The sequence below is a fragment of the Pseudonocardia sp. ICBG1034 genome (assembly GCF_020131375.1).
Classification (GTDB): Bacteria; Actinomycetota; Actinomycetes; order Mycobacteriales; family Pseudonocardiaceae; genus Pseudonocardia; species Pseudonocardia alni.
The window spans coordinates 294934-308096 of record NZ_JAHLEK010000023.1; the positions used below are offsets into that span (position 1 = coordinate 294934).

Here is a 13163-nt window from a genome sequence, read left to right on the forward strand (position 1 = left end):
CCGGGTGCTGTTCACCGACGTCGTCACCACCTCGGCCGCGGTCGGGGCGACCCGTGCGCGCAAGGAGAAGACCGCCGCGCTCGCCGGGCTGCTGCGCACCGCCGCGCCGGCCGAGGTCGTGCCGGTCGTCGCCTGGCTGTCCGGGGTGCCCCGGCAGGGCCGGATCGGGACCGGCTGGCGGACGCTGTCGGGCGTCGACGTGCCGGCCGCGGCGGAGCCGTCGCTGACGGTGGAGCAGGTCGACGCACTGCTCGACGGGCTGGCCGGCACCGCGGGGGCCGGCTCGGCGGCCCGGCGCCGCGAGCTGCTCACCGAGCTGTACGGCGCCGCGACCACCGAGGAGCAGCGCTTCCTGCACCGTCTGCTCACCGGCGAGCTGCGCCAGGGCGCCCTGGAGGGGCTGATGGTGGACGCCGTCGCCGCCGCCTCCGAGGTGGCCGCGCCCGCGGTGCGCCGCGCGTTCATGCTGTCCGGCCGGCTGCCGGAGACGGCGGCCACCGCGCTGACCGGCGGACAGGACGCGCTCGCCGCGGTCGGGCTGGAGGTGGGAAGGCCGGTCCGGCCGATGCTCGCCTCCCCCGGCGACTCGCTCGACGCCGCGCTGGCCGGGCTCGGCACCGACGTCACCGTCGAGCACAAGCTCGACGGCGCCCGCATCCAGGTGCACCGCCGCGGCGACGAGGTGCGGGTGTGGACGCGCACGCTGCGCGAGATCACCGCTCGCGTGCCCGAGCTGGTGGAGCTGGTGCGGGGGATGCCGTGCGACACCGCGGTGCTCGACGGCGAGACCCTGGCCCTCGACGACGACGGCCGCCCCCGCCCGTTCCAGGACACGATGAGCCGGTTCGGCACCGAGGAGCGGGTACCGGACGTCCTGCTGTCGCCGTTCTTCTTCGACCTGCTCCACCTCGACGGCCGTGACCTGGTCGACGAGCCCGCCGAGGTCCGGCTCGACGCGCTCGCCGGGCTGCTCGCCGCGGACACCCACGCCGCGCTGCGGATGCCGGGGGTGCGGCGGCCGTCGCCGGAGCAGGCGGCCGCGGTCCTCTCCGAGGCGCTGTCGGCGGGGCACGAGGGCGTCGTCGTGAAGGACCTGGCCGCGCCGTACGCGGCCGGGCGGCGCGGCAGGGCCTGGCAGAAGGTGAAGCCGGTGCACACCCTGGACCTGGTGGTGCTGGGCGCCGAGTGGGGCTACGGGCGGCGGACCGGGTCGCTGTCGAACATCCACCTCGGCGCCCGCGACCCGGACGGCGGGGAGCCGGTGATGGTCGGCAAGACGTTCAAGGGGATGACCGACGAGCTGCTGGCCTGGCAGACCGCGACCTTCCCGGAGTACGAGACGGCGCGCGAGCCGGGCGTGGTGCACCTGCGGCCCGAGCTCGTCGTCGAGATCGCGCTCGACGGCGCGCAGCGCAGCACCCGCTACCCGGGCGGGGTCGCGCTGCGCTTCGCCCGGGTGCTGCGCTACCGCCCGGACAAGACCCCGGCCGAGGCCGACTCGCTCGACGCGGTGCGGGCGCTGCTGTCGGGCTGAGCGGCCGCGGCGCCGTCGCGGGCCGCGGGCACCGACCCGGCAGGGTCGGCACGCAGGACACTGACCGCGAGGACGCGGCCGTCGTCACCGGTCAGGGTCCGTTCGGCGCCCAGCAGCGGGGTGCCGGCGGCGACACCGAGCAGCGCCGCGGAGTCCGGGTCGGCCGGCACCGGCCCGGAGCGGGTGCCCGCCGACGCCGGGCGCAGCCCGGCCTCGGACAGCTGCCGGTCGAAGGGGCCGGTCCCGGGCACCGCGAGCAGCCGCGCCGCGGCCGTGGTCGTCACGTAGTGGGTCTCCAGCACCGCGCCGCCACCGGCCGTGGCCGAGACGCACTCGGTGCGCAGGCACGGTGCCCCGACCGGCACGCCGAGCCAGTCGGCGAGCACGTCGGGCGCGGCGATCCCGGTGCGTTCCAGCCAGCGCGGGAGCCGTGTGCCCGTACCGGTGACCGCCGCCCGCCCGGGGTAGTGCGGGCGGGCGACGATCCGGTGCGCGGTCGGTCCGGGTCGCAGCAGCCCCTCCTCGCGGAGCAGCCCCAGCGCTGCCCGGACGGCGGCGCGCGGCACGCCGTGGCGCACCATCAGCTCGTCCTCACCGGGCAGCAGGTCCCCGGTGCTCCCGCGCCCGGCCACGGCGATGCGCAGCAGGTCCCGGAGCCGGCGTACGTCGGCAGCACGCACGCGGGGGTTCGGCGACGGCACCGGCATGTACCCGACGGTAGGCATCCGTGGTTGCCCGACGGTTGTCGACACGTGACGGGCACGTGACGAGGTGGCCGGGAGCGTACAGTCCCGATACCGTGCGCTTCCTCGACGACCGCCGGCCCGAGCACGACCTCACCTACGACGACGTCTTCCTCGTCCCGCGCCGTTCCACGGTGACGTCCCGGTTCGACGTGGACCTCACCGCCCCGGACCGCTCCGGGGCCACGGTGCCGGTCGTCGCGGCGAACATGACCGCCGTCGCCGGCCGCCGGATGGCCGAGACCCTCGCCCGCCGCGGCGCGCTGACGGTGCTGCCGCAGGACGTGGCGACCGACGCCGTCGCCGGGATCGTGTCCTGGATCAAGTCCCGGCACCCGGTGTGGGACACCCCGCTGGTGCTGCGTACCTCCGACGCGGTGGCCGACGCGCTGAACCTGCTGCCCAAGCGGGCCCACGACGCCGTCGTGGTCGTCGACGACGGCGGCCGTCCGGTCGGGACCGTGTCCGAGGCGCACTGCGCGGGGGTGGACCGCTTCACCCGGCTCGCCGAAGTCCTCGATCCGGACCCGCTGGCGCTGCCGCTGGGCACCGAGCCGCGCGAGGTGTTCGAGCAGCTCGACGCCGGCCGGAAGGCGGTGGCGCTCGGCCTCGACGGCGACGGCCGCCTCGCGGGCCTGCTCACCCCGCTCGGTGCGATCCGGGCCGGGATCTACTCCCCCGCCCTCGACGGCGCGGGCCGGCTGCGCACCGCGGCCGCGATCGGTATCAACGGCGACGTCGCGGTGAAGGCGAAGGCCCTGCTCGACGCCGGTGTGGACGTGCTCGTCGTCGACACCGCGCACGGCCACCAGGAGAAGATGCTCGACGCGCTCGGCGCGGTCCGCCGTGTGGTCGACCAGGCCGGGGCCGCGGTCCCGGTCGCCGCCGGCAACGTGGTCACCGCCGAGGGCGTCGCCGACCTGGTCGACGCGGGCGCCGACATCGTCAAGGTCGGCGTCGGCCCCGGCGCCATGTGCACGACCCGGATGATGACCGGCGTCGGGCGCCCGCAGTTCTCCGCGGTCGCCGAGTGCGCCGCCGCGGCCCGCGAGCGCGGCGCCGTCGTCTGGGCCGACGGCGGGGTGCGCCACCCGCGCGACGTGGCCCTCGCCCTCGCGGCGGGCGCGGCCTCGGTGATGATCGGTTCCTGGCTGGCGGGCACCTACGAGTCCCCCGGCGACCTGCTGCGCGACGAGCACGGCCGCGCGTACAAGGAGTCGTTCGGGATGGCGTCCAAGCGCGCGGTCGGCGCCCGTACCCGCGGGGACAACGCGTTCGACCGGGCCCGCAAGTCGCTGTTCGAGGAGGGCATCTCGTCCTCGCGCCAGCGGCTGGACCCGGACCGGCCGGGCGTCGAGGACGTGCTCGACGAGATCTGCTCGGGCGTCCGCTCCGCGTGCACCTACGCCGGCGCGCGCTCGGTCGACGAGCTGCACGAGCGGTCCGTCGTCGGGGTGCAGACCACCGCGGGGTTCACCGAGGGCACCCCGCACGGCCTCTGAGTCACCGCTTGACCCGGGGCGTGATCCGGCGCACGGTCGGGTCATGGCCGCCCCCACGCAGGACACCACCACCAGCAGCTCCGGTACCGCCGCTCTCGGCGGCGGTGGTACCGGCGGTCTGCCCACGCCACCGACGTTCGCCACCTCGGCCGAGGAGCGGCTGCACCGCAAGCAGCAGCTCGCCGGCGCGTTCCGGATCTTCGGCCGGTTCGGCTTCGGGGAGGGCGTCGCCGGGCACATCACCGTGCGCGACCCGGAGGACCCGGAGATGTTCTGGGTCAACCCGTTCGGCATGAGCTTCCGGCACATCCGGGTCTCGGACCTGATCATGGTCGACCACCACGGCACGGTCCGGCACGGGAACCGCCCGGTGAACCAGGCCGGGTTCGTCATCCACTCGGCCGTGCACGCCGAGCACCCGCACGTCGTCGCGGCCGCCCACGCCCACTCGGTGTACGGCAAGGCGTGGTCGTCGCTGGGCCGCCCGCTGGACCCCATCACCCAGGACGCCTGCGCCCTCTACGAGAACCACGGCGTCGTCCACGAGGGGGCGGGCGCGGTCGTGCTCGACCCGGAGGCAGGCCGGGCGCTGGCCCGCGGACTGACCGGCCGGAAGATGGTGTTCCACCAGAACCACGGGATCTTCTCCGTCGGCGAGACCGTCGCCGAGGCCGCCTGGTGGTTCATCTCGACCGAGCGCAACTGCCAGGCGCAGCTGCTCGCCGAGGCCGCGGGGACGCCGACGCTCGTCGACCACGCCAACGCGCGGTTCACCGCCGAGCAGACCGGTACCCCCTACGCCGGCTGGTTCTCCTACCAGCCGCTGTGGGACGAGGTCGTCCGTACCGACCCGGACCTGTTCGACTGAGCACACGGCCCCCGTCCGCGGCTGCGGACGGGGGCCGGGCCCGGCACCTCAGGAGTTCGGTCCCTCCAGCATCTCCGTGACCAGCGCGGCGATCGGCGAGCGCTCGCTGCGGGTCAGCGTGACGTGCGCGAACAGCGGGTGGCCCTTGAGCTTCTCGATGACGGCGTTGACACCGTCGTGCCGCCCGACGCGCAGGTTGTCCCGCTGCGCGACGTCGTGGGTGAGCACGACGCGCGACGCCGTCCCGAGCCGGGACAGCACGGTGAGGAGCACGTTGCGCTCCAGCGACTGCGCCTCGTCGACGATCACGAAGGTGTCGTGCAGCGACCGGCCGCGGATGTGGGTCAGCGGCAGGACCTCCAGCAGCCCGCGGGCGATGACCTCATCGATGACGTCCTGGCTGACCATCGCGCCCAGGGTGTCGAAGACGGCCTGCGCCCAGGGCTGCATCTTCTCGACCTCGCTGCCGGGCAGGTAGCCGAGGTCCTGCCCGCCGACGGCGTAGAGCGGCCGGAAGACGACGATCTTGCGGTGCTGGCGTCGTTCCAGCACCGCCTCCAGGCCGGCGCACAGCGCGAGCGCCGACTTGCCCGTCCCGGCCCGGCCGCCGAGGGAGACGATCCCGACCTCGTTGTCCAGCAGGAGGTCCAGCGCGATCCGCTGCTCGGCGGAACGGCCGTGCAGCCCGAACGCCTCCCGGTCCCCGCGCACCAGCTTGACCCGCTTGTCCGCGGTGACCCGCCCGAGTGCGTTCGACGCCCCCACGAGCCGCAACCCCGTGTTGCAGGGCAGGTCGCGGGCCTCGTCGTGGTCGATGACGCCGTCACGGAACAACGCGTCGACGTCCTCGGGGGTCACCTCCAGGTCGGTCATGCCGGTCCAGCCCGAGAACAGCACGTCCTGGCCGTGGTACTCGTCGGCGTCCAGACCGACCGCGGCGGCCTTGACCCGCAACGGCATGTCCTTGGTGACCAGCGTGACGTCCGCCGGCGCTGCCGGGTCCGCCTTGAGGTTCAGCGCACAGGCCAGGATCCGCGAGTCGTTCGAGTCGGTGCGGAACCCGGCCGGCAGGACCGTGGGGTCGGAGTGGTTCAGCTCGACGTGCAACGTGCCGCCGGACTCGCCGATCGGCACGGGGGCGTCGAGACGGCCGTGCTTGACGCGCAGCTCGTCGAGCTGGCGCAGCGCGGTCCGGGCGAACCAGCCCAGCTCGGGGTGGTGACGCTTGGCCTCCAGCTCACTGATGACGACGAGCGGCAGGACGACCTGGTGCTCGTCGAAGCGCTGCAGCGACCAGGGGTCGGACAGCAGCACGGACGTGTCGAGCACATAGCAGCGGGTGGTACCTGCCGGTGCGTCCCCGACGGACCCCTGGGGTGCGGAGGTCGGGTCGGTGAGGGCGGGACGACGATCGGTCACGGATGCTCCCTCGCAGGCGCGGCACCGCGCCTGCTCTGCGTCGGGCCGGCCGGCCCCGGTGCGGGCCGCGACGACGCGGAGGGACCATGGCGGTCCTCCGGCCGGCACGCCCGCAAGGGCCGGGTGCCGGCCCTCTCGGGTGCGTGTGACACCACTCCAGGGCCTCCCGAACGGGCCGCATCGGGTACAGCCCGTCGTCATGGACGCTACTAGTGGTCACCCTCGTGCGGTCAATAGCAACTCTCCGTCGGATCCCTACGTTGACCCCTGATGGAACAGTCGTAACGTGCCGTTCATCGTGTGATCGGTACCGTCCGACGTCGGATCGGGTATCGGCACCTCGTTCGGTGGCGGGCCGTTCGGCTCAGCCGAGGCGCGGCGGACGGAGTACCCCGACCGCGGCGGAGGCCGGTCCACCGCGTTCCGGACCGTCCGCGGCGCCACCGTCGGTGACCAGATCCGACGGCAGGACCGGGGTGTCGAGCAGCGTCGCCAGCGCGGCGGCGGGGCCCTCCGGGGCGGTGGCGAGCCGGGCGCGCACGAGCGGGCCGCCCTCGGCGTAGGTGACCGGGTAGGTGCGCCACTGGGGATGGTCGAGGAACTCGAGCATGCGCCGCGCCCGGTCGTCGTCGACCAGCAGCCAGCGTGCGAGGTGGGCGAGCACCGCGTCGGGGCCGGCGCCGTCGACGTGACGCATGAGGGCGGCGTCGAGCCGGACCCGGCCCAGAAGGTCCAGCTCCCGCTCGATCCGCTCGGCCGCCGCGCCGTCGAGGTGCACGCCCGCGCCCGCGAGGACGCGTTCGGCGACCGCGCCCCAGCCGGGGCCGGGCACCACGGCGACGGCGGCCTCCGCCGCCCCCTCCGCGACCAGCCCCTGTGGGCTGTGGACCAGCCGCAGGGCCAGCTCCGGGTACTGCGCCGACGCGACCTCGGCCCGGCAGTACTGCAGGTGGTGACCGGGATAGACCTCGTGGGCGAGCAGCGGCAGCAGCGACCCGGCCCGCACCCGACCGGTCGTCGCGACCGAGATCCGGCTGCGCAGGCCGCCGCGGTAGCGGGTGAACGCCGTCCAGGGCCGGGCGCCGACGAGGTCGACGTCGGCGTGCTCGCCGTCCGGGAGCCCCAGCGTGTCGTGGGTGCGGCGGCGCAGCTCGGCGACGACGGCGGTGACCGCAGCGGCCAGCCGTTCCGCCGGGACGACGTCGGCGGCCCGGTGGTCCCGCATCCGGGCGGCCAGCGGACCGCGCCCGGGCAGCACCGCCGCCAGCCTGCGGTGCGCCTCGTGCAGCTCGTCCGGCTCACTGCGGCGCGGGAGCACTCCGAACAGGTCGCGGACCTGCTCGACGTAGCCGACGTCCTCACCGGCGAGCAGCCGGGCCCGGCAGCGCAGCGCGACCAGGAGCGCGTCCAGGTACCGGTGACGACCGTCCGGGAGTCCCGCCGCCGCGACCTCCGCACGCAGCCGCCCGGCCGTGACGACCAGCGCCGCCGGGTCCCCGACCGGCTCCGCGGCCACCCGCCGGGCGATCGACGGGTACGGCGGCGGCCCGTCCAGCACACCCGGCCGCAGCCGGTCCACCCGCGACGCGAGCTCCGCCGTCGCGTGCAGCAGGTCCATCCCCGGAGCGTAGGCGGGCCCGGAGCGGAACGACGGCGAGGGCCGCCGGTGACGCGTCCGTTCGGAGGTACCCGGCCACGCAGAGTGCACGATTCGGGCCGGCGACGACTCGGTCGCACGGGAGCGGAACAACCTATTTGGGGAGTATCGGAACCGTCAGTGAAAGTGTACCTCGATAGGGTCACGAGATTTGTTTCGCAGGAATAACAGCGGTAGTTTTTCTTGCAGTCGGTACGGGCTCCCCCTCGTCAGCGTGCCGGCACGCGTGAGACCGGCTTCGGGCGGACTCGAGACTCAACAGGAGAAAACTGTGCTGAAGAAGGCTGGAATCGTGGTTGCGGCCTCCGCCGCGTCCCTGCTCGCCCTGTCCCCGCTCGCCTTCGCCGGCGACAAGGACGGCGACCACGGCCACAAGGGCGGCCACCACCACGGTGCCGAGAACGTCATCGACAAGGACGCCAAGGGCCTCATCGCCGGCCTGAACGGCAACAACGTCAACGTGCCGATCCAGGCCTGCAACAACAACGTCCCGGTCAACGTGCTGGGCGTTCAGGTCCCGGTCGAGGACGCCTCCGCCCTCAACGGCGTCACCGGCGCCCTGGGCATCCTGGGCAAGGCCCAGGCCAAGTCGGGCGACTCGACGACCGACCAGTCGGACAACTGCGGCCAGGAGGCCGGCGCCGGCGACTCGATCGGCTGATCTCCTCGCAGATCTGAGAATGCCCCGGAGCTTCTGCTCCGGGGCATTCTTGCGTTCCGGCCCGCGCCCACTCCCGGGTGACCGGGATTCCGCCGGGTCACCCTTTTCCGGATCTCCGGGGACGTGTTCACCCCGTCGTGTCGATGCCGTCCGGCACTACTCCGATCTCTCCGCTGTGTGACCACGCTCCGTACACGAAGCCCTCGCCCCGCACACCCGGACGCCTTCGCTCCCCGGCCGCCCTGCTGCCCGGCGACACCCCGCGCCCGGCGGCCTCGCGGCCGACCACCCTCGTGCCGACCGCCGCCGCCCCGACCCGTCCGCGACACGTCCGGCGCTTACCGTCTCGAGCGAGATACCGGCCCCCCGGACGCCGTCATGATCACCGGTTGTGGAGCGGAACGTCCGCGTCGCGGACACCCGACCCCGCAACCGGTGATCGTCCGAGCCCCACCGCCCGGGCCGGAAGCCGAACCGGGTCGCCCGCACCGGTTCGGCACCTGCGGCGCCCCGGGCCCGTCCGCCGACCGTCGCCCGCCCCGGCGCGGCCCCCTCCGAGGCCCACCCGGCTCGACCGCCCCGGCCGGCGCGGACCCCGCCGGGCCCTGCCGCCGGCCGGCGTCCACCCGCGCGGCCCGCACGGCCGGATCCCGGTGCCGTCGACACCGGCCGTACGTCTCCCCCGGACGGCTCCCACCGCACTGCCCCGTCCGCCGCAGCGCCGACACGCCCGCACGCCACACCGACCGCGCTGCGATTGCGGCGAGGAATCCCCAGGTACACGAATGATTCGCCGACTCCGTCCGAGAATTACGCAGGGTCAGATTGTCGAGCGCGAAAGCGTCCGTTAGATTGACACGCAGTCGACGCGGGCTCCCCGGTTCGAGCGTCGACAGGTACTGAGAGTCGCGCACCTTGGTCGGGCGCGCTCTCCGACTAACAGGAGACGGACTGTGCTGAAGAAGGCTGGAATCGTTGCCGCGGCCGGCGCCGCGTCGCTCGTCGCGCTGAGCCCGCTCGCGTTCGCGGGTGAGCACGGTGGCGACACCCACATCAAGGACAGCGGTAACACCAAGTCCCACGAGAGCTACTTCAGCGGCAACAAGGCCAAGGCCTCGACCGTCGAGGACTCCGAGGGCGTCGCGCAGAAGAACAGCGCCGGCCTGGTGAACCTGTCCAACAACAACATCAACGTCTCGCCGCAGGCCTGCGGGACCGCCCTCAACGGCAACAGCCTGGTCCAGGGTGCCCTGGGCGGTCTGTTCAGCGAGGCGTACAACAAGTCGGGCGTCAAGTCGGACAACAGCGTCGACTGCACCAACGCCGCCGACAACGGCGACAAGGTCGACATCGACGGTGGCAAGCACCACGGCGGTGGCAAGTAAGACCTCGCGTCACCGACGCGCGGAAGGCCCCGGGAGTCCGCTCCCGGGGTCTTTCCCGTTTCCGGGGATCGCGATCCCCGTTTCCGGGGCATATATAACGAGCGAGTCGGCCGGAGGTTACGGTCGATCTGAATTCATCCGCCGAAACGTCGGTGTCGTGCGCCGAAGTCCCGCAGTGCCCGCAGGAAATCGACGCGGCGGAACTCGGGCCAGTAGGCCTCGCAGAACCAGAACTCCGAATGGGCCGACTGCCACAGCAGGAACCCCGACAGCCGTTGCTCGCCGCTGGTCCGGATGACGAGGTCCGGGTCGGGCTGTCCGGAGGTGTAGAGGTGCTCCGCGATGTGGTCGACGTCGAGCGACTCCGCGAGCTCCTCGATCGTCCGTCCCGCCTCCGCCTGCGTCAGCAGCATCTTGCGGACGGCGTCGGCGATCTCCTGGCGGCCTCCGTAGCCGACGGCGACGTTCAGCTGGATGCCCCCGCGATCGCTGGTACGGGCGACCGCCGCGGTCAGCCGGTCGGCCAGACTGCTCGGCAGCAACTCCATCGCGCCGACGACCCGCAGCCGCCACGGGGTGTCCGGGCCGGAGAGGTCGTCGACCACCCCGGCGATGATCTCCAGGAGGTCCTTGAGCTCCTCCGGGGAGCGGGTGTCCAGGTTGTCGGTGGACAGCAGGAACACCGTGACGACCTCGACGCCGGCCTCGGAGCACCAGCCGAGCATCTCGGCGATCTTCGCCGCGCCGGCACGGTGCCCCTCCGCGGGGTCGGCCAGACCCGCCTCCCGCGCCCAGCGGCGGTTGCCGTCGAGGATGAGCGCCACGTGCCTGGGCTGCTCGGCCCCCGCGATCTGACGCAGGATCCTGCGCTCGTACACCGTGTAGAGCAGGTCTCGGAGGGCCACGTACAGGGAGCCTAGTCCCGGGTGTGGCGTTCGTCCGCCGGACGGGACCCCCGCCGTCGCGACCCGTAACGTCGGGGTGCGTGAGCATCGCCCCGTCCGCCCCGCTCAAGCCCCGTCTGCGGGGCTGGCTGCACCTGTGGAGCCTCGTCGGTTCCGTCTTCGCGTGCGCCGCGCTCATCAGTGTCGCGGGGGCGCTCGTCGGGGCCTCCGCGGCCGCGGCCACGGCCGTCTACACGCTGACCACGTTCGGCCTGTTCGGGATCAGCGCGTTGTACCACCGGCACACCTGGGTCGACCCGGCCCGGCGACGGCTGATGAAGCGCCTCGACCACTCGATGATCTTCCTGTTCATCGCGGGCACCTACACGCCGGTCTCGGTGCTGGCGCTCCCCGCGGCGACCGCCACCTGGGTGCTCGCCGTCGTCTGGGGCGGCGCGCTCGCCGGGGTCGCCCTCAAGCTCGCCTGGCCGACCGCTCCGGCCTGGGTCGGGGTGCCGATCTACGTCGCGCTCGGCTGGGTCGCGGTGTTCGTGCTGCCCGGGCTGCTGGCCGGCGGAGGCGTGGCCGCGCTCGTGCTGCTGCTCGCGGGCGGGGCCCTCTACACCGTCGGCGCGGTCATGTACGCGCTACGACGGCCCGACCCGTGGCCCGCGACGTTCGGCTACCACGAGTTCTTCCACGCCGCGACGGTGCTGGCCTGGGCCTGCCACCACGTCGCGATCTGGCTGGTCCTGCTGCGCTGACCCGGCGCCTCCGCGGGTCGGCGGCTCAGGAGCGGGCCGGTCCCGGCTCGCCGCGGTCGGTCGCGGTCCCGGATGCGGTGCCGGCCGGGTCGGATCCGCCCTCCGCGGTGTCCTCGCCGTCGAAGGACTCCGGGAGGCGGGTGATCCGCTTGCTCATGTTGCGGATGAGGAAGACCGTCGCGAGGAGCAGGAGCAGCACGATCGCCAGCCCGGCGGGGGCCGCGTTGCCGAACTCGGGCAGCTGCCCGGGGGGCGGGGGCCGGTCCTGCATCGGGACGAGCAGCCCCGTCACGACCTGGTTCACCACAGCCGTCACGTTCTCGACCTGCACCGCCACGCGCCTCCGTACTCCGGTTCCCGGATCACCGGCACCACCCCGCAGCTGCGGGAGGGGCCGGTGACCAGGCTACCCGCGGAGCCCGCGCGCCCTCATCCGGCGCGACGGCGCTCCCCGCCGACCTCGACGGGGATGCCGGCGAACAGGTCGTCCTCCGGGACCTCGGTGTCGACCAGGGACTGGACCAGCTCGTAGTCCTCGGTGGGCCACACCCGGGCCTGCACCTCGAGCGGGGTGAAGAAGAACCTGCTGTCCGGGTCGATCTGGGTGGCGTGCGCGCGCAGCGCGTCGTCGCGCCGGCCGAACCAGTCCGAGCACGGGACCTTGGTGGTCACCCGGGTGCCGGGGTCGGGCCGGTCGCTCTTCCAGTTCTCCAGCCACTCCGCGTACGGCGACTCCTGGCCGGACTCGACGATCGCGTTGTGGAAGGCCTCCAGCCGGGCCTTGGAGAAGCCGTGGCCGTAGTAGAGCTTCATCGGCTGCCACGGAGCCCCCGCCTCCGGGAAGCGTGCCGGGTCGCCCGCGGCCTCCCAGGCCGCCATCGAGATGACGTGGGTGCGGATGTGGTCCGGGTGCGGGTAACCGCCGTTCTCGTCGTAGGTGACGATCACGTGCGGGCGGAACTCGCGGATGACCTTCACCAGGGCCGCGGTCTGCTCCTCGACGTCACCCAGGGCGAAGCAGCCCTCGGGCAGCGGGGGCTTCGGGTCGCCCTCGGGCAGGCCGGAGTCGACGAAGCCCAGCCAGACGTGCTGCACGCCGAGGATCTCGGCGGCGCGGGCCATCTCGGCGTTGCGGACCGCGGTCATGTTCTCCAGGACGTCCGGCCGGTCCATCGCGGGGTTCAGGATGCTGCCCCGCTCACCGCCGGTGCAGGTCACGACCATGACCTCGTGACCCTCGTCGACGTACCGGGCGGTGGTCGCCGCGCCCTTCGACGACTCGTCGTCGGGGTGGGCGTGCACCGTCATCAACCGGGGACGCTCGCCGGGCGCCGGCGGCTGGACCGGGCGCGGGGCGGACGGGGTGTACTGCGTAGCCATCGGGGCGGGTTCCTCCACGGTCACCGGACTCGGGTCCCGCGCCGGTGGTCTGCCGGCGGCGGGCGGCGAGGTCGTGCTCAGGGACGATCCTGGCAGAGGGGACCGACAGGAACCGCGCCGAGCACGGGCTCCGGCATCGGCAACGCCGTCACCCGCACCATCTGTTCCCGCCGGGGCGCCCGTCTGCGACGGACGGTTGACGCCGACGCGACCGGGGCGGCTGTGCGGCCGCCGACAACCCCGTTACCTGCGAATATTCCTCGGCAGGGAACTATCCGGTACACGCGCCCGTTCACCGAAAGGCTGCGATGAGCGGCACGCTCCGTGGTAAGGTGAGCCCCACACGACCCGCAGGCGGGTCGTGTT

At 73.6% G+C, this 13163-nt stretch carries 12 protein-coding genes; 6 read left to right on the plus strand and 6 right to left on the minus strand.

Annotated features, from left to right (window positions below):
- The first annotated feature begins 4 nt into the window (after positions 1 to 4).
- On the plus strand, positions 5 to 1534 hold the full coding sequence (locus KPF22_RS25625) for an ATP-dependent DNA ligase (protein WP_208818828.1): 1530 nt from the start codon (positions 5 to 7) through the stop codon (positions 1532 to 1534).
- On the opposite strand, the gene KPF22_RS25630 is transcribed toward KPF22_RS25625, so the two are convergent.
- A complete protein-coding gene (locus KPF22_RS25630) occupies positions 1465 to 2241 on the minus strand; it encodes a UTRA domain-containing protein (protein ID WP_224403507.1) in 777 nt (258 codons plus the stop codon). The two genes, KPF22_RS25625 and KPF22_RS25630, sit on opposite strands and share 70 nt — an antisense overlap.
- Positions 2242 to 2333: 92 nt before the next feature.
- Here KPF22_RS25630 and KPF22_RS25635 point away from each other — a divergent pair, with 92 nt between their 5' ends.
- Together KPF22_RS25635 and KPF22_RS25640 are read left to right on the plus strand one after the other, a co-directional pair.
- Positions 2334 to 3779, plus strand: coding sequence for a GuaB1 family IMP dehydrogenase-related protein (locus tag KPF22_RS25635; RefSeq protein WP_208818826.1), 1446 nt, complete (start codon positions 2334 to 2336; stop codon positions 3777 to 3779).
- Positions 3780 to 3822: 43 nt separating this feature from the next.
- Positions 3823 to 4647 (plus strand): class II aldolase/adducin family protein, encoded by an 825-nt coding sequence (locus KPF22_RS25640; protein ID WP_208818825.1) that lies wholly within the window; start codon positions 3823 to 3825, stop codon positions 4645 to 4647.
- A 48-nt stretch (positions 4648 to 4695) separates the two neighbouring features.
- On the opposite strand, the gene KPF22_RS25645 is transcribed toward KPF22_RS25640, so the two are convergent.
- Positions 4696 to 5976, minus strand: coding sequence for a PhoH family protein (locus KPF22_RS25645; protein WP_062400360.1), 1281 nt, complete (start codon positions 5974 to 5976; stop codon positions 4696 to 4698).
- 454 nt (positions 5977 to 6430) lie between these two features.
- Positions 6431 to 7684 carry a DUF885 domain-containing protein gene (locus KPF22_RS25650; RefSeq protein WP_224403508.1) on the minus strand — a complete coding sequence of 418 codons (1254 nt, stop codon included), beginning with the start codon at positions 7682 to 7684 and terminating at the stop codon, positions 6431 to 6433.
- 310 nt (positions 7685 to 7994) lie between these two features.
- Here KPF22_RS25650 and KPF22_RS25655 point away from each other — a divergent pair, with 310 nt between their 5' ends.
- Both KPF22_RS25655 and KPF22_RS25660 read left to right on the plus strand, forming a co-directional pair.
- Positions 7995 to 8384 carry a hypothetical protein gene (locus tag KPF22_RS25655; RefSeq protein ID WP_208818823.1) on the plus strand — a complete coding sequence of 130 codons (390 nt, stop codon included), beginning with the start codon at positions 7995 to 7997 and terminating at the stop codon, positions 8382 to 8384.
- 953 nt (positions 8385 to 9337) lie between these two features.
- The gene (locus KPF22_RS25660) at positions 9338 to 9769 is read left to right on the plus strand and encodes a hypothetical protein (RefSeq protein ID WP_062400354.1); all 432 of its coding nucleotides are present in this window, start codon (positions 9338 to 9340) and stop codon (positions 9767 to 9769) included.
- A 134-nt stretch (positions 9770 to 9903) separates the two neighbouring features.
- On the opposite strand, the gene KPF22_RS25665 is transcribed toward KPF22_RS25660, so the two are convergent.
- Positions 9904 to 10674: an isoprenyl transferase gene (locus KPF22_RS25665; protein ID WP_208818822.1), complete on the minus strand. Its 771-nt coding sequence runs from the start codon at positions 10672 to 10674 to the stop codon at positions 9904 to 9906.
- A gap of 80 nt (positions 10675 to 10754) precedes the next feature.
- Between KPF22_RS25665 and KPF22_RS25670 the strand changes: the two genes are divergently transcribed.
- Entirely contained in the window at positions 10755 to 11417 is a 663-nt protein-coding gene (locus KPF22_RS25670) for a hemolysin III family protein (protein ID WP_208818821.1), read from the plus strand.
- Between the two features lie 25 nt (positions 11418 to 11442).
- Here the strand turns inward: KPF22_RS25670 and KPF22_RS25675 are convergent, their stop codons facing one another.
- Together KPF22_RS25675 and mca are read right to left on the minus strand one after the other, a co-directional pair.
- Positions 11443 to 11754 carry a hypothetical protein gene (locus KPF22_RS25675; protein ID WP_083658998.1) on the minus strand — a complete coding sequence of 104 codons (312 nt, stop codon included), beginning with the start codon at positions 11752 to 11754 and terminating at the stop codon, positions 11443 to 11445.
- Between the two features lie 92 nt (positions 11755 to 11846).
- Positions 11847 to 12797, minus strand: coding sequence for a mycothiol conjugate amidase Mca (gene mca / locus KPF22_RS25680; RefSeq protein WP_373324079.1), 951 nt, complete (start codon positions 12795 to 12797; stop codon positions 11847 to 11849).
- Positions 12798 to 13163: the final 366 nt, after the last annotated feature.